The organism is Gilvibacter sp. CC01 (assembly GCF_055755295.1).
The window spans coordinates 292,090-310,035 of sequence record NZ_CM146909.1 but is presented as its reverse complement, the minus strand read 5'-3'; the positions used below and the strand labels follow the sequence as shown (position 1 = coordinate 310,035).

The following is a 17,946-nucleotide window of genomic DNA, read 5'->3' as shown; positions in this document are numbered from 1 at the left end:
ACGAGCTTTGAATATTGCAGAAATAGTTCTATTTTTGCAGCCTCTTTATAAGAGACTTAATTTATATTTAAACATAAAGTATGAATCATTACGAAACTGTTTTCATCTTGAATCCCGTTTTATCTGAAGAACAGATAAAGGAAACAGTAAAGAAATTCGAAGATTTTTTGGTTTCTGGCGGAGCTAAGATGATTTCAAAAGAGGACTGGGGGCTTAAGAAGCTTGCCTACCCAATTCAACACAAGAAAAGTGGATTTTACCACTTGTTCGAGTACACCGTTCCTGGTGAAGTGATCAACCCATTAGAAGTTGAGTTCAGACGAGACGAGCGCATTATGCGTTATTTGACCGTTCGTTTGGACAAGCACGCTATCGCATGGGCAGAGAAAAGAAGAAAACGCAACGCTAAAACCGCTTAATCATGTCTAGCATTGAACAACAAGCAAAAGGCAAAAAAGACGGTGAGATCCGTTATTTAACGCCGCTTAACATCGAGACTACTAAGGCAAAGAAATATTGTCGTTTCCAAAAGTCAGGTATTAAGTACATCGATTATAAAGATCCAGACTTCTTGATGAAGTTTGTGAATGAACAAGGTAAACTTCTTCCTCGTCGTTTGACAGGTACTTCTTTGAAGTATCAGCGTAAAGTGGCCGTAGCTGTTAAAAGAGCTCGTCATCTTGCACTTATGCCATACGTAGGGGATCTATTAAAATAATACAGTACGGTCATGGAACTTATATTAAAGAAAGATGTAGAGAATCTTGGGTTTACAGACGATATCGTTACTGTAAAGAACGGATACGGTAGAAACTACCTTATCCCTCAAGGATATGCTGTATTGGCTACTTCTTCTGCTAAGAAAGTATTGGCAGAGACTTTGAAGCAACGTGCTTTTAAAGAGCAAAAGTTGGTTGATGACGCCAAAACAGAAGCTGAGAAACTTAACGGTTTAGAAGTGAAGATTGCTGCTAAAGCTGGAGAAGGTGATAAACTTTTCGGTTCTGTAAATAATGCAGACGTAGCTGAAGCTCTAGAGAAATCTGGAGTGAGCATCGACAAGAAGTACATTACAGTTTCTGGTGGAAACATCAAGCGCACTGGACAGTACGAAGCTAAAGTTCGTTTCCACAGAGATGTGATCGCGAACCTTACTTTTGACGTAATTGCAGAGGCTAAGAGTTAATTAGACCTTCAAGATAATTCAAAGGCCTTTTGTTTGTTCAGAAGGCCTTTTTTTGTAGATCGTATTTTTAAAAGAATGAAATACACCAGACTTACCAAAGAACAGTTCGAAGCCCTACAAGAGGAGTTTACAAGATTTTTAGCTACCCAGAGTATTACTGCGGATGAGTGGCAAGAGATCAAACAGAACAAACCCGAAGTTGCCGAAGCCGAGCTCGATGTATTTAGCGACCTGGTTTGGGAAGGTGCCTTAAGTGCCGCAAAGTATCTGGAAAATGCAAGCCCAGATCAGTTGTTCTGTTTTGCGGTTCAGACTGAGGTGATCGAGCTTATTCATATTAAAGTGACCTCTAACACTGCAGACTTGACTACAGCTGCTGGTAGGGAATGGTTGTTAGATAATCTTATAGATGATTCTGTGGTCATCCAAAGCGGAAGCAAAGCCATTTCAGAAGACCGCAATCAACAATTATTTAGTCTGGTTCGACAAGGTGCTCAAATAGTAGATGGAAGTTTTATCGATCAGCTTATAAAGGTGATCAACTAGGCTATTCGTATCTCAAACTCTCAATTGGGTCTAAGCGGGCTGCTTTCATTGCCGGATAAGAACCAGCAACCACGGCAACTAAAAAGGTGATTATAGTGGCTGCAATAACAGCACCCCAAGGAATACTAAAGTTAAAATCAGCCAGCGATGCAAAGGCGATTCCGGTTACAAGTCCAAGAGTAATTCCAAGGATACTTCCCAACTGACCAATTACAACGGTCTCCATAAGAAACTGAGTCCCTATGGTAGATCGTTTAGCGCCAAGAGCTTTCCGCACTCCGATCTCTCGCGTGCGCTCTGTAACCGATACCAACATGATATTCATCAAAGCGATCAGGGATCCAAAAATAGTGATGGCACTTATGAACCAAGCAGCGAACTCCAGAACGCCAGTAATTTCTGCAATGCGATTAATAAGATCTTCACTGCGCTCCAGGCCAAAGTTGTTCTCTTCTACGGGAGAGAGGCCTCGAACATTTCTAAAGGTCACAATAGCATCGTTTTGAGCGCCTTCTAGGTATTCTTTGTCGTCTACCATCACACTAATGGTGTAATTGATGTTGGGAGCCGTATAAATGCTTCGCGCTTGCTGTATGGGAATGATAACCTTAAGGTCTTGATTGTTGCCAAAAGTTGCTCCTTTACTTTCTAGCAAACCTATCACTTTGAATTTCACCCCGCGTATGCTCAAGGTCTTGCCTATGGGGTCGGTACCTTCAAAGAGTGTCTTCTTAAAATCTGCTCCTAACAAACAAACATTGTTGTTGTTCTGAATATCGAAAATATTGAAATCGCGGCCTTTCTCAACCTCGGTTCCTGTATTGCTCAAATAGTTTTCATTAGCCCCATAAACTTGAACTTCTGGGTCTGTCTTGTTGCCTTCGTAACGCACCTCGGCTCGGCTAGTTCCTCTAAAAGAGACCGAAACCTTGGTAAAAGGGTAGGAGTAGCTGTCTTGAAACTCTTTAATGTCTCTGTAGCTTATAATCGGATTGATCTTCTGGCGCTCACCTCCACGACGTCCTTGTGAAGTAAAATCGTATCGCTGGATATTGAAAGAATTCGCTCCCATGGAGGCAAAATCGCTCGAAATCGTGTTCTCTAAGGCTTTTACGGCGGCTAAGATGCCTACTAGGGCCCAAATACCAATTGCTATGATTACTACCGTTAAAATGGTTCTTAAGAGTTGACTGCGGATGGAATCCATCGCAATTCGAACATTTTCCCGGAATAATGAAAACATAGGTTAGGTGTTTAATTGCGTTATAAGACGAATTAAGGTTGATAAAGTTACAAAATATCGCAACGGAATTGCTCGGCTTTAACACGCCTTAATGAAATATAAAAAGGCGAGCATCGCTAGATACTCGCCTTTAGGTACTGATTAAAATTTAAACTACTTCTCTATTAAAACCTTAACTGTATAGGTACCGGTATTGGTCGTGGTCTTTAAAATGTACGTTCCTGTGGCCATTTGTGCCGAGGAGAATGACTCCTGCGGATTGTTTCCACTGAAATTGTACTGACCTACAAATTGACCAAGTATATTATACACTGCAACACTAGCAATGGTCTGATCTGCCTCTTTGGCAATGATGTTAACCTGTGCAGCTTGTTTCTGGTGCATGGCATAAACCAAAGTCTCTGCTATTTTCATGGCACCGTCCTGATCTTGGTTGCGTGGTGTTCTGCGCAACACAATTTCGAATCGATTCGGATGCATTCCAGCTTCAATGGTACCTGTGTAATTGTCTTCAAGCAAGTTGGTAAAGATGTCGAATTCTTTATCGCGTAGATAAGGAATTACTTTCTCCCCTAAATTCTCTGCCTGATCTAGTCCAATAGTGAACTCACCGCTTTCGTCTATCTCTGCGATCAATGGCAATACTACACTGCTATCACCTTCTAGCATTGGGATCCCTTGAATCACGAAACGTTCTCCGTTTATGTCCCAGTTGAAATCTTCTACCAGATCATCGAACAGTCTTCCGTCATACCCTCTGTCAAAACCAAGGGTAGTATTGTTGTCCATTGTCAATAACAACTGACGGTGTAACATTTTCGGTGAATCGAAACCAATTCTCAGCTTTGGGCGATTGTCTACAGGATCTAAGTCGCTGTCGTCTGGCAAACTATAGGTTGACGAAGTTACAAGTGGGCCAGTCGGTAGGGCATAAGTGTCGTCCGTAAAGACGAATACGGAGCTGGTTCCAGAGCGTACAAAGTTACGCTGACTGTTATTGAATTCTATAGTTCCATCAGTATCCGCAGCAACAAAGAAACCTTGTCCTGGCGCTACATAGCGTCCTGGAGTTTTAGTAGGAACTCCTGCTGCACTTACGTCTGGGTGGCTGGTCGCCATTACTCCTCCAGAAAGGTTGTACATGGCATATCCTCCTTGGTATTCTTCCAAGACGTGAGAACCACCGCCCCAATGTTCCCAGAAGTACAAGGTACCGTCTAGGTGGGTGTTGTCGGCTATGAAATCATGGGAATCTAGAGCAGATGCAAATGGATTACCCACCAGGTAGTTGTTTCCACCATTGATGTTGAGCTGGATATCATATCCGGTCTGATCGTTGTTTGGCTTACCAGAGAAGGTGTAGTTCTGTTCGTCGAGTACAGATCCTGTTCCAGGGCCTTTCATAGTATAACCTTGTCCAGCTTGCAAGGTTCCGTTCGGTCCTAGATACTGCCATGAGCTGTAATCTCCAATAGGGTGGTTGTCGTATTTGAATAACCAGAAATCGGAGAGCGATATTGGAGTGGTAGGCATACCATTATAACCACCAATCCAATTTACATTCACAGGATTATTGACATCGGTTCCGTCTCTAAGCATGGTATTCACACTAAAAGCGACATTGTTGGCCGATGTTGATACAGTACTAGTAGGGGAACTCCAGTAATTATAGGTATAGGTATCTGCAGTACCTCCTTGGTCTATTTCGATATAACCCGCACTACTAGGATCCAGGTCACTTCCATCTGTTTGAATGAGTTGTGATTCTCCTTGCAGGTCCATAAAACCGTCGAGGTCTAAATAGTGAGACACTTCGAATTTATTGTTGTTGTCTACCAGTATTTCTGCGCTTGCGTCTACAAACACACCTAAAACAGTAGTATTGTCAGAGGCTGTCAAATCGTGGTTCACTAGAGAGATCGTCCAGTCAATAGTAGTTACACCATCGACTATAGAGGTTGCTCCTGGTAAATACAGCACGCTATTATTTGTCCATGTATTCGGGTCGTTCCAAGCTCCGTCCTGATTGGTCTGGTAGGGTAGTGGAGCGGTTTGGAAGTCTACTGTATCTAAATTCTTTATAGCAGCTGTGTTACCATTTCCTGACTCATCCTTAATGTTTGTAAAGGTATAAGTGGTCATAGGATAATAAGCCATAAGTTGACTCCAATCCACAATGGCTACATCATTTTTGGTGATGTTCTGTGGTAAAATGCTTCCGGTTACCGTATTGTCCGTATGCTCAATGATCTCCTGATTCATGATGAATCTTATCTGATCTTGAGAAAGCGTTGTGTCCCACACGCGAACCTCGTCTATACCGCCGTCCCAGAAATTACTTGGGTTTTGGTAGTCTGCAGCTGCAATTAAGAAGTGCTGGCTGTTCGACACTGGTGGATCCATCGGACCTGAAACATCTAAAACTCCATCGATATAAATACGAGCAGTGGTTCCGTCATAACTTACGGCTACATGGTGCCATTCGTCGTTAGGAATACTTACGGAAGAGTTTAGCGTTTGAATAGTACCAGAGCTGTTGGTCCAAATAGCCTGTGCTGCTCCACTACCATTGACTCTTAATGCATATCCTTCTGTCATTGGGGACGCGTCACGCTTAGAAATAATATCTCGATCTGTGGCGCCATCATTCTTAACCCACGCAGAAAGCGTAAAGTCGGCGTCTAGATCAAGAAAATCATCAGAATCCATATAGTCTACGCTACCGTCAAAATCAACAGAACGCACATACATGTTTTCTAGGGCATATCCAAAAGTAATGTACTTGGTTCCGTTGAAATCGTAAGTTGTTTCCAAATTCCCACCGTTAAGTCGCATAATGCGATATTCTGAGTTCGGGCTAAAATTTGGGGTGTCAGAGATGAACATCAAGTATTCTCCCGGAGGATTCAGCGTAGCTACCAGATCGGCCTCTGGTACTGAAACTTCCACACGCGGAACGTCACCACCGCTCTCAACTACCTTCCAAGTGCGTTCAACCGAAGTAAATTCTACTATGGTAGTTAAGCCAGAAACACCTGCACTCATATCTACGATTATAGGTGCAACAGCGTTCAGGCTTGTATTGTCATGACCCCACATTAGGTATGATTCATCGGTTGTTAAGTTGTTGGTATTTTGATTATTTGTCGCTTCTATATTGCTAATACCCATGGTTACCATGGTGTTCGGGTTTACCGACTTGGATTGCTTTTGCATTAAACCAGCGGCGTCAGAACGACCCAATCCGGCGATATCCCAGTTAAAAGCTCCACCGTCTGAAGATTGATCCCAGATCACGTTTCCGTTTGAGTCAACATAATCTTGAGACACCCCATTAACGCCTAAAGTGATCCCGTATTTTACAGCCAAATAGCTTTGGATACGGTTACGGCTGTCTGTCATAGAACCATCGGTATTAGTGGTAGAGTAGGTGATCACCTCTGTGATACGACCACCGAAACTCCCGTTCCAATACTAACTGCGTCCTAACCAATAGCGGGTGTTAGAAATCTCCCCGAAATCGGCAGCGTCGGATTCCGATTCTGCAATTTCAATATTATTGAAGTACACCTGTTGACTTGTCGGAGCGCTGATATCGTTATGTCTGGCGTTTATGATAGCGACTTGATTAAGATCTAGTGCAAAGTCCAGATCTCCTTTTCTGTAATGTAATTCAGCTGATGACAAAAATGTGTATTAAAATCCATTTGACCAAGAAAAAACATGATAATATGCAATTAAACTGCATAAAAGTGCATTTCATCGATGTTTTTAAGGCTATAGAATTAACAATTGTTAGTTGAATTTTGTAGGAAGAGGAAGGGTAGTGTATAGTATACCTTTATTTAGTTAAGTCTTTGGTTTTGGGCGCCTCGTGAAGTAGCATAAATTCACTTCACGACCGCGCTCTCCGCTGTATCTTTCCGCTAGCGCGAAAAGTATGCCGCTGCGATCGCTGGCGCTGGTTAATGCAAATTACGGACATCGAGTGATTTGCGGAGCAAATCGTATCGAGGTGTCATTATAATGGTAAGGGAGAATTATCACGCTCCGCGTGATGAGTCTTAATTAGGAAGCCTGAAAATTACCGAACGAAGTTTTCAAAGAAAACCAAATATCCAGTGGATATTTGAGAGAGGTAGCCGCGAAAGCGGAAAGAACGATTAAAATGAGACTTAGCTCGCTTTTGGCTCGCTGAGTCTTAAGAGAGAAGCTGTATCAAGCATAGGACCGAGCGTTTAGAAAATGTCCTGTGGACATTTTTAGCGAAGGGGCCAGGCTGCCGCGTTGGCATGAATAAAGACTTAGCTCCTTTCAGTCGCTGAGTCTTAATAGGGTTAGCTTCCACAACCATAAGAACCCAAGCTGCTTCGCAGCTTTATGTCTCATAACTATAATGAGACTTAGCTCGCCTTTGGCTCGCTGAGTCTTAAGAGAGAAGCTGTATCAAGCATAAGAACCCAAAACGCGCTTTGCGCGTTTCTGAGTTTTGTTTTTATTCGCTTATGAACGCAAGCGTTCAACGCTTTAAAAAACAAAACCCAGCACCTTCGGTGTTGGGTTCTTTTTTGTAGCGAGAGGGAGACTTGAACTCCCGACCTCCGGGTTATGAATCCGACGCTCTAACCAGCTGAGCTACCTCGCCGTTTTTACTCGGCGGCAAAGATAACAACAAATCCGCTCAAGCCAAATAAAGCGATCAATTTTTGTTTTATTTTTTTAATTCCAAAGCAATTCTTTTGTACTATCAAATTAATATATATATTGGAGCGTTCCAATCTAAAAAGTGCAATGAGCGACAAAGTGAAATATGAAATGGAGTTCCCAATCCATGTGTCTCCATCCCTTCTTTACCAATACCTTTCAACACCATCCGGACTCTCAGAGTGGTACGCAGATAATGTCAATTCAAGAGGAGAACTCTTTACCTTTATTTGGGACGGCAGCGAGGAACAAGCCAAGCTGATCAGCAAAAAAAGTGGAGAGCGCGTCAAGTTCCGTTGGATGGAAGATGAAGACACCGACTATTATTTTGAATTACGCATTCAAGTAGACGAAATTACCAAAGACGTTTCCCTTATGGTTACCGACTTTGCCGAAGATGACGAAATGGAAGAAGGTAAAATGCTCTGGGACAACATGATCTCGGATCTAAAACATATTTTAGGATCGGTTTAAAAACCCTCTAATTATAGGTATCTTTGCTCCCGAATAATCGGGAGTTTTTTATGTACAATATCAACGGAACACTCACGGCAGATCAATCCGCGCTAAGACTGGAAAACAGAGGTCTCAACTACGGAGACGCTGTCTTTGAAACCCTGCGCGTTCAACAGGGAAAGATCCTTTTCTGGGAAGATCATTATTTCCGACTCATGTCGGCCATGCGTATCATGCGCATGGAGATTCCAATGGAATTCACTCCGGAGAAGCTCAGTGAGCAAATATTAGCCTTGGTAGACGCCAATGAACTCATGGTCAAGACAGCTGTGGTTAAACTTTTGGTGTATCGCAAATCCGGTGGTTTATACGGGCCGCAGCATTTAGAAGTAGAGTACACTATGAGTCTAAGAGCTATAGATAGTCCTTTTTATACCTTAAACGAAGCTCCATATGAGGTTGAATTGTACAAAGATCATTATTTGAGTCCTTCTTTGTTATCAACTTTAAAGACCAATAATAAAGCCTTACAGGTTTTAGGTAGTATATACGCCAGAGAGAACGATTATCAGAACTGTTTGGTTGTAAATACAGACAAAGAAATTGTCGAGGCGCTGAACGGAAACCTATTCTTGGTCAAGGGCGATCGTATCAAAACACCGGCTATTGCATCTGGTTGCTTGAATGGCATCATGCGTAAGCAGATTTTAAAACTCTTACTCGAACTACCTGATTATTTGATAGAGGAGGGGTCTGTTTCTCCTTTTGAGTTGCAAAAAGCAGACGAAATGTTTTTGACCAATGTGGTCCAAGGTATACAGCCGGTTACTAAATACCGCAAAAAGCAGTACGACAATAAGGTCGCCAAAGACCTCATTGGGAAACTTAATGCTCGGGTTAGGTTGTCTTAATTGTAGTGCGGATTCTCCGGAGCGTTAGACCACAAGGCATAGTCGTCTCCGAATTCTATCATTTTCTCTTTCCAGAAATTGTCATAACTCCTTCCGACAACTCCGTTGGCATAAGGATTTTCCATGACTATCCAACTGTTTATCTCCAACTCGTCTTCTAATTGTTCACTAGCCCAACCGGAATACCCTAAAAAGAAACGAATATCATCGTTGGATATCTTGTTTTGCACCAAGAGTGTCATGACTGCATCAAAGTCTCCGCCCCAATAAATACCATTAGCTATTTCGACACTATCAGGGATCAGTTCAGGGATCTTGTGAATGAAGTACAAATTGTCTTGCTCCACCGGACCGCCTTTGTAAACGGTCAGTTCAGAATCGATCTCAGGAATAAGATCATTAAGGGTAAATTCCAAAGGTTTATTGAGTATAAAACCTACAGCGCCAGCTTCATTCACTTCCGCCAACAGTACCACAGACCGATTAAAAGAAACATCTGTGAGTATAGAAGGTTCGGCAATTAGCAGAACTCCTTTAGTTGGTTCGAGTGTTGGCATAAGTAAATCTAGAAATAAATCCCTTAAAAAGCAAAACCCCGCAAATTGCGAGGTTTTACCTTTATTTTATTGCGTTTGTGATTAGTTCACAGAGTTAGATAATTCTGAACCTGCTTTGAATTTTACCACGTTTTTAGCAGCAATCTTAATAGTTTTCCCAGTTTGTGGGTTACGTCCTTCACGAGCAGAACGCTTAGAAACAGACCAAGATCCGAATCCTACTAGAGATACTCTATTTCCTTTCTTAAGAGATCCTTCTACATTTCCACAAAAAGACTCTAGTGCTTTTTTAGCTGCTGCTTTAGTGATTCCAGCATCGGCGGCCATTGCGTCGATTAAATCTGATTTATTCATAATTTGAACTTTAAATTAAATTAGTGGTTAAACGTTATTATTTTATTGCTCTACAAATTTAATCGGATTATCGGTTCACGCAAGGAATAGCGAGGGAAATAGGGGTTTTTGTTAATAACTCGGAGCCTTTGTTAATAAAGCGAACACTTTATCGATAAAATTCATGTAGCCCAGACTAGGCGCGGGTTTAATGGACTTTGGCTTGCGGCTTAAATTCAAATCCATTTAAAAGGGCAGAAGCGGTCATTTTTCGCTTGCCCGCCAACTTGATTTCTAAAATAGAGATCCAACCTTTTTCGACGGCAACTTTTAAGTTCTTTTTATCGTGAACCAGAGTTCCCGTTTCCAAGTCGTGCTGACCAGCTTGAAAAGACACCTCGTATATTTTAGCCACAATTTCCTCGTCACCATTATAAAATGTTGTCCATGCTCCAGGAAAGGCATTCAATCCTCTTACCTTATTATATATATATTCTGGTGCCAGAGACCAATCAATACGCGTATTGTCGGCATTTAGCTTTGGTGCTGGCTTAAATGCTTTCTCCTTGGGTTGTGGTTTTGGTGTCACTTCACCCTTTGCTATTGCCTTTGCTGTTTCAACGACTAAGTCTGCTCCCAATTGCATCATTCTATCGTGCACCTCACCAGTTGTTTCCTCTGGTCCAATGGTAATGCTTCGGCTATCAATAATTGCACCAGTATCGATTTGTTCGTCTATAAAGAAAGTGGTCACTCCAGTCACTGTCTCTCCATTGATCACTGCCCAATGAATCGGGGCTGCCCCACGGTATTCTGGTAAAAGCGAGCCGTGTAAATTAAAGGTGCCGAGTCTAGGCATTTTCCATACAGCTTCTGGCAACATTCTGAATGCGACAACCACTATAAGATCGGGTTTCCATGTGCTTAAGGCTTCTAGAAATGTCTCGTCTTTTAGTTTTTCTGGTTGCAGTATAGGAAGATCGTGCTTAAGTGCAGCTTCTTTTACTGCGGAGCCTCTCAATTTACGGCCTCTTCCTGCAGGTTTATCCGGAGTAGTGACTACACCAACAACTTCCATTTTAGCTGCTAGTAGTGCTTCTAAAGAAGCCACTGCAAAATCCGGAGTTCCCATAAAGACTATACGCATCACTTATATACTTCTGAATTTTTGATTGTGATCTAAGGCGATCAAGCCTTCGTCCAAGAGCAATTGCAAGACTTCGCCTACTATTGCAGGGGCAAAATTAAGGCTTTCCGCCAGTTGATCGTGTGTCAAAGGCTCCTTTTTGAGAAGATCTAGAACCTGTCGCTGCTTGGGCATGCTGTTTTTGACAGCTGCTTTTGGTTTTTGGCAAAGATCACAAATACCACAAGGCGCTAGGTCGTGCTGATCAAAGTAGGCGGCCAATAATTGGTGTCTGCAAGAAGAATCCGCAGTGATATAGTCTATTAACGCTTTAAACTGTTTGGTCTTTTGCTTGTGATACAGCTCGATATGTTTACCAAAAGGGTAGAGGGTTCGTTCATCTTCTCTGGGCTGCATAAAGGTAATATTGCTATCTGCCGCCTGTAATTCCAAACTCATGATCCCTTGTTTCTCCATAAACTCCAATTGTTCTACAAGGAACTGTTCCGGTCTATTTAACTGTCTGGCAAGAGGTTTGAGCGCAATTCTTGTTGGAACCTCTGCAATACCGCCATAAAGGCGCAATAACAATTGTCCAAACATACCAGCCTGAGGATTAGTGTCAAAAAAGTCCAGCAATTGTTGGTTTGAAGCTGTGAACTGCGCCTTGGTCTGTCTACTAAAAACTGGGCTTAATCTGAGTATTCCTAGCCGATCCATCATTTGGAAACTGGCATAGGTCTTACCGTAAGCCAGCTTGTAATCTGCACAGAAGCCTGCAAAATCTAGCGGATAGCTTTCAAAAGCTCCCTCTCCATAGGCAATACGCAATTGTTGCTGGAGTTTTTTGTAAACGGTAGTTGTGAATTTAAGATCTGGCAGCTGTTCCAAAAACATACTTTTTGCGTTTTGGATATCGTCGGCATTGTAAAGAAGCACCGCCTGAGCCGGTAATTCATCGCGTCCTGCTCGCCCTGCTTCCTGATAATAGCTCTCTAAGCTATCCGGAAGCTGAAAATGAACCACCAAGCGAACATCGGCTTTGTCTATACCCATTCCGAAGGCATTCGTAGCTATCATTACGGCCTGATCACTTTGCTTCCATTCCTCTAAGCGCTCCTTTCGGGTCTTGGCGTCTAAACCTCCGTGGTAAGAAAAGGTCTGATGCCCTGCGGCGTTCAGCCATTGCGACAGTTGTTCGCAAGCTCGTCTGCTGCGTAAATACACTATGCCAGACCCTGGATGCTTGTGCAGCAAAGCCTCTAAACCTTTGTATTTGTCTTGAGTAGCAAGAACTGAATAGCTTAGGTTGCTTCTTTCAAGACTGCCAATATGGATCAAAGGATCACGCAGTAATAGCTGCTCCTGTATGTCCATGACTACACGAGAATTAGCAGTTGCTGTAAGGGCAATAATTGAAGCCTCCGGGGCTAGTTCTCGCAATGTACTTAGCTTTGCATAGGAGGGCCTAAAGTCGTGTCCCCATTGCGAGATACAATGAGCTTCATCTATGGCTATCAGATTTACCTTCATTTGCTTGATTCGCCCTTGGACTAGGTCTTGCTGTAACCTTTCCGGAGAGAGGAAGAGAAATTTATAATCTCCGTAAATACAATTGTCTAATATGCGGTCTACTGCATCATAGCTGAGTCCTCCGCTCAGAGCAACAGCCTTGATACCAAGCGCTTTTAGCCTAGAAACTTGGTCTTGCATTAGCGCCACCAAAGGGCTGATCACTAAGGTAATTCCATCTAGTGCTATGCCCGGCAGTTGGTAACAAAGACTTTTACCACCTCCAGTAGGTAAGATCGCTAAAACATCACGATTCTTTAGAGCAGCTGTTATAAGCTCCAATTGACCAGGCCTGAAGGATTCATAGCCCCAATACTGTTGTAAGAGCTCCTTCGGATTCATTAGCGATTGAGTTGATCCAAAATAAAAGCGACTCTTTTTTCTATGGTATTCTTAGGCACCTCAATGAGCGGATAACCAAATCGCTCATAACTGCTCATAAGACTGTGGTGTAGTTCTTTGGCTTGCTGGAAGGTTTCGAAACGGCCTCCATCGGCATGAAATATAGATTCCCAAGGGGGCATTATAAAAACAAGGTCGTAACGGTGATCCAGACAGTAACGTTCGAATTCTTCTGTGTAAGACTGCTCAAAATAGTCCATATAAGCCAAGACATCCGGGAGCCCTCTATCGTAAAAGAGCGGGTGCTCCAATGCGCTACCGTTTAAATACTGTTTTTGTCTACCGCGGAGTAGGCGCCGGTTAAAACTCTCAGAATCTTCTGCAAACACTATCGGATTAGTCGCCTCTTGCGGGCTCTCCTGTAGGGCGGTCTCTTCTGCAGTAAATTCGCGGATCACCTCGGGGAAGATATGGTACCCGAGCTCCTGTAGCGCTTCGATAACAGCAGTTTTACCTGTTCCAGGCGCCCCGGTGATTACAATTCTGTGGATTTGATTTTCCATGTGTTTTAAAGTAAAGGAATCTCTTGGTTTTAACAAGGCTTAATTCGCTCCATATCTCAGGCAAAGTTGCAGATAATTTTTTCGATCTGAAAGATGTATCTTTGTCTGTACAGAAATACTGCTACATATTCATGAATAATTCTGAGAAGACAGAAGAATTTTACCAGCGTTTAAAAGCCCAATTAGAAGATAATTTTAGTTGGCCTTCTACCTATTTATATAAATTTATCGTCCCTTCTGACCCAGCTAAAGTGGCGGCCATTAAAGACATATTTGCATACACTTCTGCGAATCTGCAAACTAAGGAATCTTCTAAAGGAACATTTACTAGTGTCTCTGTAAAAGTCCGAATGAAATCGCCAGATGCGGTGATAGAAAAATATTTAGAAGTTTCTAAAGTAGAAGGGGTGATTTCCTTATAATTTACTATTTTGCAAACGCTAGGACTTACCCTTACTTACTAAGCCTTTAATTTTGATAGACCAGTTAGAATACAACACAGAGCGTCCGCATTTGATCATACCCGAATACGGCCGTCATATACAAAAAATGGTAGACCATTGTCTGGCCATAGAAGACAAAGAAGCACGCAACAAATGTGCTAAGAGCATCATCGCTGTGATGGGGAACTTGAACCCGCACTTGCGCGATGTCCCTGATTTTCAACACAAACTATGGGACCAACTTTTTATCATTTCGGACTTTAAATTGGATGTAGATTCTCCATATCCGAAGCCATCCTTAGAAGAGCTACGTGAAAGACCACAGCCGTTGGGATATCCGCAAAACCATCCGAAGTATCGTTTCTACGGAAACAACATAAAACGCATGATCGATGTAGCACGCGGATGGGACGATGGCGATATGAAGAACGCCTTGGTGATCAATATCGCCAACCACATGAAGAAATCGTTCTTGAACTGGAACAAAGACACTGTCGAAGACCCGGTGATCTTTCAACATCTCTATGAGTTATCTGAAGGAGAATTTAACCTTAAAGACTCCGAAGAAGATCTAAGCGATTCCAGCGACCTGTTAAAGACCAAAAAACGATTCCAAAAGAAACCCTCCGGAAAAAAGGGAGGAAGAAGTAGAAAACGCCACTAAAACCTACACGCCGTAATGGGTACATTTCAGATTGAAGGAGGTCATCGCCTCCAAGGTGAGATCCAGCCTCAAGGAGCCAAGAATGAAGCACTACAAATCCTCTGTGCGGTCTTACTCACCCCAGAAGAAGTTGTCATTGAGAATATTCCCAATATCCGTGATGTAAACAAACTCATCACCATACTCGGGAACCTGGGTGTTAAGATTCAGAAGCTAGGAGAAGGCCGTTATGCCTTTAAGGCGGATGATGTTAATCTGAAATACCTGGAATCAGAATTATTCAAAGAAGAAGGGAGCTCATTAAGAGGTTCCATCATGATCGTTGGCCCACTTTTGGCGCGTTTTGGCAAAGGTTATATACCAAGGCCAGGAGGCGATAAGATCGGACGTCGACGTTTAGATACTCACTTTGAAGGATTTATAAATTTAGGGGCCAAGTTCCGCTACAACAAAGAAGAGCGTTTTTACGGTGTGGAAGCTCCAAACGGCCTCCAAGGCACCTATATGCTGTTGGATCAAGCTTCAGTTACTGGAACGGCCAATATTGTGATGGCTGCTGTGCTGGCAGAAGGAACCACTACTATATACAATGCAGCCTGTGAGCCTTATCTACAACAATTGTGCAAGATGCTCAACTCCATGGGCGCCAAGATCAGTGGCGTAGGATCTAACCTCTTGGTTATTGAAGGTGTTGACGCTCTGGGCGGATGCACTCACCGTATCTTGCCAGATATGATCGAGATTGGTAGTTGGATCGGTTTGGCGGCTATGACCCGCTCTGAGATCACTATTAAAAATGTAAGCTGGGAAAATCTAGGGCTTATTCCTGATACCTTTAGAAAGCTTGGGATCACCTTAGAGAAAAGAGGTGATGATATTTATATTCCCGCTCAGGAATCTTATGAGATCCAAGGATATATAGACGGTTCCATTCTTACTGTGGCCGATGCACCTTGGCCAGGCTTTACTCCAGACCTTTTAAGCATAGTGCTAGTGGTTTGTACCCAAGCGAAAGGCTCTGTCTTGGTTCACCAGAAGATGTTCGAATCTCGCTTATTCTTTGTGGATAAGCTGATAGACATGGGGGCTAAGATAATTTTATGCGATCCACACCGTGCAACGGTAATAGGGCACAACTTCGAATCTAGCCTAAAAGCGACCACCATGGTTTCTCCAGATATCCGTGCAGGGATCTCCTTGTTAATAGCGGCACTTTCTGCCAAGGGAACTAGTACTATTAACAATATAGAACAGATCGATCGCGGTTATGAGCGGATCGATGAACGTTTACGAGCTATTGGGGCTAAAATTACGCGCCTGAACTCTTAGCAGAAGAAGACTGCTGTTTTCTGTTTTTGTTGATCTCGTCTTGAAGTTTTCTGCGGATCTGTTGCTCGCGCTCTAAACTGCGCTGTCTGTGACTTTCGTATTCTTCTTCTACCTCCGTGAGTTTGGATTTGGCATCCCGGGTAAGGGCATTGCTGTTTCTAAATCGAAAAACAAAAAATAGTAATAAGAATAAAAGGCCTCCAATAATGCTCCACATAATAGTATTGTAAGAGCTTTTACTTGTTTGAGCTCCAAACAAACTCATTTGATTCTCTGCCTCTTGGGAATTTGTCAGATTCTGCTGCAGGGTCTGTAATTGCCCTTCTAAGGAAGTAACTTTAGACTCCAGGCCACTTACGGTGGTCTGCAAGGCATTCACCTCGCTCTTATAAGCAGCTATACTGTCGTTAACAGCCTTCTTTAAGTTGTCTAGCTTATAGCGTTTAACAACCTTGTAATCTTCATATCTGTTGGACTTGTCAATGACATTTGTAAAGTGTTCATCGAGTGTCTTAGGAGCTTGCTGTGCAAATAGGGGGGAGCTGCTCAGCAATAGGATAAAAGTGAATAATTTTAATGCGGAATTCATAATTGCTAGTTTTCTAACGCGGTAAATGTACATGATGAACGCCTAAAGAAGGCATTCTCTTGTGTGAATTTTCAATTTTATCGACGAAAGACGGTTTTGCCTTAAGCTGATTGTGGTTGAGTTTCCTTAATACTGCATCGCAAGGCTCCAGAAGGGCAGCGTTTTACCTGTTTCACAATTTGTTCGGCCGGTGCGCCTTCTAAATGAATCCAAGGAATAACGGATGTTCTAAATACCGATGAAAGTTCTCTTGCACAGCATTCAGCGTTAATGCATTTCTTTGGATCAAAAGTCACCGTTAAGCCTCCGTTGGAGAACTTATGCATGGTAGTGTCCATAGGTTTAGATTTGCGGGGTTACTGTAAATTTGGGTTACTTATATCGATAAAAATAATAAAATAATCGTTTAAAAGCCAATAAGATAGAAAAATCCTACATATAATTATTGCATATAACTAAGTAGGTCTTAGTGTTTTAAGGAAATCTTAACTTTCAATAGGTTTCGATTGAATTACCTTCATAACACTAAATTCATTAACATGAAAAACTATTTCTTCTTATTTCTATTCGCTTTGGCCGGATCGGCTTGGGCACAAGTAAATACACCAGCACCGAGTCCATTTCAAAAAGTGGAACAGAAAGTTGGATTAACCGATATTACCTTAGAATATTCCCGTCCAAGCATGAAGGGACGCAAAGTATTCGGAGATCTGGTTCCATTCGGACCAGTTTGGAGAACAGGAGCAAATGCCAATACCAAGATCAGTTTTAGTACAGCCGTTACTATTGGTGGTAAAAAAGTAGAGGCTGGAACTTATGCTTTGTATAGTAAGCCAGGAGCGAGCAGCTGGGAGATTATTTTTTACAGCGATTCCAGTAACTGGGGTAATCCACAAAATTGGGATGAATCTAAAGTTGCTACCAGCGTGACCTCGGAGGTATGGCCTATCGAAATGCCGGTAGAGACCTTTACTATTACTTTTGACGATTTGACCAACAATGCCGTGAATCTTGGAATTATTTGGGAGAACACTTATGTACGCGCCACTATCGAGGTTCCAACAGATGATGCTGTAATGGCAAGTATTGATCGTACCATGGCTGGTCCAAGTGGTAATGATTATTACGCTGCAGCAGTGTATTACTTGCAAGAAGGTAAGGATATGAAGCAAGCTAAAGAATGGATAGACAAGGCCATTGCTATGCGCAAGGACCCTGCTTTCTGGATGTATCGTCAGAAGTCTTTGATCCACGCTAAGATGGGGGACAAGCAAGGTGCAATTGCTGCTGCAAAAACTTCTTTGGAGTTAGCTGAAAAGGCTGGAGATAAAGATTATATTGCCCTCAATCAGAAGTCACTCAAAGAATGGGGGGCTAAATAA

General features: G+C 42.5%; 20 protein-coding genes and 1 tRNA gene. 10 read left to right on the top strand and 11 right to left on the bottom strand.

Annotated features, from left to right (window positions below):
- The first annotated feature begins 80 nt into the window (after window positions 1–80).
- From rpsF to AC0J2F_RS01500, 4 genes are all read left to right on the top strand, one after another.
- A complete protein-coding gene (gene rpsF / locus AC0J2F_RS01515) occupies window positions 81–419 on the top strand; it encodes a 30S ribosomal protein S6 (protein WP_087525154.1) in 339 nt (112 codons plus the stop codon).
- The gene (rpsR, locus tag AC0J2F_RS01510) at window positions 419–718 is read left to right on the top strand and encodes a 30S ribosomal protein S18 (protein ID WP_198356562.1); all 300 of its coding nucleotides are present in this window, start codon (window positions 419–421) and stop codon (window positions 716–718) included. The genes rpsF and rpsR overlap by 1 nt, the downstream gene beginning before the upstream one ends.
- A 12-nt stretch (window positions 719–730) precedes the next feature.
- Complete coding sequence (gene rplI / locus AC0J2F_RS01505; RefSeq protein WP_473008299.1) at window positions 731–1,186, top strand: 50S ribosomal protein L9; 456 nt, start codon at window positions 731–733, stop codon at window positions 1,184–1,186.
- A gap of 75 nt (window positions 1,187–1,261) precedes the next feature.
- Window positions 1,262–1,732 carry a DUF6495 family protein gene (locus AC0J2F_RS01500; protein ID WP_473008298.1) on the top strand — a complete coding sequence of 157 codons (471 nt, stop codon included), beginning with the start codon at window positions 1,262–1,264 and terminating at the stop codon, window positions 1,730–1,732.
- A 1-nt stretch (window position 1,733) separates the two neighbouring features.
- Here AC0J2F_RS01500 and AC0J2F_RS01495 read toward each other — a convergent pair whose 3' ends face one another.
- The 4 genes from AC0J2F_RS01495 to AC0J2F_RS01480 all read right to left on the bottom strand — a co-directional run bounded on the left by AC0J2F_RS01495 (window position 1,734) and on the right by AC0J2F_RS01480 (window position 7,620).
- Window positions 1,734–2,975, bottom strand: coding sequence for an ABC transporter permease (locus AC0J2F_RS01495; protein ID WP_473008296.1), 1,242 nt, complete (start codon window positions 2,973–2,975; stop codon window positions 1,734–1,736).
- Window positions 2,976–3,128: 153 nt separating this feature from the next.
- Window positions 3,129–6,413 (bottom strand): DUF8202 domain-containing protein, encoded by a 3,285-nt coding sequence (locus tag AC0J2F_RS01490; RefSeq protein WP_473008295.1) that lies wholly within the window; start codon window positions 6,411–6,413, stop codon window positions 3,129–3,131.
- 36 nt (window positions 6,414–6,449) lie between these two features.
- Window positions 6,450–6,662: a hypothetical protein gene (locus AC0J2F_RS01485; protein ID WP_473008294.1), complete on the bottom strand. Its 213-nt coding sequence runs from the start codon at window positions 6,660–6,662 to the stop codon at window positions 6,450–6,452.
- An 884-nt stretch (window positions 6,663–7,546) separates the two neighbouring features.
- Window positions 7,547–7,620: transfer RNA gene (locus tag AC0J2F_RS01480), tRNA-Met, on the bottom strand.
- 146 nt (window positions 7,621–7,766) lie between these two features.
- Here AC0J2F_RS01480 and AC0J2F_RS01475 point away from each other — a divergent pair.
- The gene (locus tag AC0J2F_RS01475; RefSeq protein WP_473008293.1) at window positions 7,767–8,153 is read left to right on the top strand and encodes an START-like domain-containing protein; all 387 of its coding nucleotides are present in this window, start codon (window positions 7,767–7,769) and stop codon (window positions 8,151–8,153) included.
- 50 nt (window positions 8,154–8,203) lie between these two features.
- Window positions 8,204–9,046: an aminotransferase class IV gene (locus tag AC0J2F_RS01470; RefSeq protein WP_473008291.1), complete on the top strand. Its 843-nt coding sequence runs from the start codon at window positions 8,204–8,206 to the stop codon at window positions 9,044–9,046.
- Here AC0J2F_RS01470 and AC0J2F_RS01465 read toward each other — a convergent pair.
- The 5 genes from AC0J2F_RS01465 to AC0J2F_RS01445 form a co-directional block, all read right to left on the bottom strand.
- Window positions 9,043–9,603, bottom strand: a complete 561-nt coding sequence (locus AC0J2F_RS01465; RefSeq protein ID WP_473008290.1) for a YqgE/AlgH family protein — start codon at window positions 9,601–9,603, stop codon at window positions 9,043–9,045. The genes AC0J2F_RS01470 and AC0J2F_RS01465 overlap by 4 nt on opposite strands.
- A gap of 81 nt (window positions 9,604–9,684) precedes the next feature.
- On the bottom strand, window positions 9,685–9,957 hold the full coding sequence (locus AC0J2F_RS01460; RefSeq protein WP_473008289.1) for an HU family DNA-binding protein: 273 nt from the start codon (window positions 9,955–9,957) through the stop codon (window positions 9,685–9,687).
- A 187-nt stretch (window positions 9,958–10,144) separates the two neighbouring features.
- The gene (fmt, locus tag AC0J2F_RS01455; protein ID WP_473008288.1) at window positions 10,145–11,083 is read right to left on the bottom strand and encodes a methionyl-tRNA formyltransferase; all 939 of its coding nucleotides are present in this window, start codon (window positions 11,081–11,083) and stop codon (window positions 10,145–10,147) included.
- Window positions 11,084–11,086: 3 nt separating this feature from the next.
- Window positions 11,087–12,976 (bottom strand): RecQ family ATP-dependent DNA helicase, encoded by a 1,890-nt coding sequence (locus AC0J2F_RS01450; RefSeq protein WP_473008287.1) that lies wholly within the window; start codon window positions 12,974–12,976, stop codon window positions 11,087–11,089.
- The gene (locus tag AC0J2F_RS01445; RefSeq protein ID WP_473008285.1) at window positions 12,976–13,539 is read right to left on the bottom strand and encodes an AAA family ATPase; all 564 of its coding nucleotides are present in this window, start codon (window positions 13,537–13,539) and stop codon (window positions 12,976–12,978) included. The genes AC0J2F_RS01450 and AC0J2F_RS01445 overlap by 1 nt, the downstream gene beginning before the upstream one ends.
- A gap of 131 nt (window positions 13,540–13,670) precedes the next feature.
- On the opposite strand from AC0J2F_RS01445, the gene AC0J2F_RS01440 reads away from it, so the two are divergent.
- From AC0J2F_RS01440 to murA, 3 genes are read left to right on the top strand one after another with little or no spacing between them, the layout of a single operon-like run.
- Window positions 13,671–13,961: a DUF493 family protein gene (locus tag AC0J2F_RS01440; RefSeq protein WP_473008284.1), complete on the top strand. Its 291-nt coding sequence runs from the start codon at window positions 13,671–13,673 to the stop codon at window positions 13,959–13,961.
- A gap of 52 nt (window positions 13,962–14,013) precedes the next feature.
- Window positions 14,014–14,646 (top strand): DUF4290 domain-containing protein, encoded by a 633-nt coding sequence (locus AC0J2F_RS01435; protein WP_473008283.1) that lies wholly within the window; start codon window positions 14,014–14,016, stop codon window positions 14,644–14,646.
- A 15-nt stretch (window positions 14,647–14,661) separates the two neighbouring features.
- On the top strand, window positions 14,662–15,975 hold the full coding sequence (gene murA / locus AC0J2F_RS01430; RefSeq protein ID WP_473008281.1) for a UDP-N-acetylglucosamine 1-carboxyvinyltransferase: 1,314 nt from the start codon (window positions 14,662–14,664) through the stop codon (window positions 15,973–15,975).
- Here murA and AC0J2F_RS01425 read toward each other — a convergent pair.
- Window positions 15,956–16,564 carry a tRNA (guanine-N1)-methyltransferase gene (locus AC0J2F_RS01425; protein ID WP_473008280.1) on the bottom strand — a complete coding sequence of 203 codons (609 nt, stop codon included), beginning with the start codon at window positions 16,562–16,564 and terminating at the stop codon, window positions 15,956–15,958. The two genes, murA and AC0J2F_RS01425, sit on opposite strands and share 20 nt — an antisense overlap.
- A gap of 101 nt (window positions 16,565–16,665) precedes the next feature.
- Window positions 16,666–16,902: a (4Fe-4S)-binding protein gene (locus AC0J2F_RS01420; protein ID WP_473008279.1), complete on the bottom strand. Its 237-nt coding sequence runs from the start codon at window positions 16,900–16,902 to the stop codon at window positions 16,666–16,668.
- Window positions 16,903–17,103: 201 nt separating this feature from the next.
- Here AC0J2F_RS01420 and AC0J2F_RS01415 point away from each other — a divergent pair, with 201 nt between their 5' ends.
- On the top strand, window positions 17,104–17,946 hold the full coding sequence (locus tag AC0J2F_RS01415; protein WP_473008278.1) for a DUF2911 domain-containing protein: 843 nt from the start codon (window positions 17,104–17,106) through the stop codon (window positions 17,944–17,946).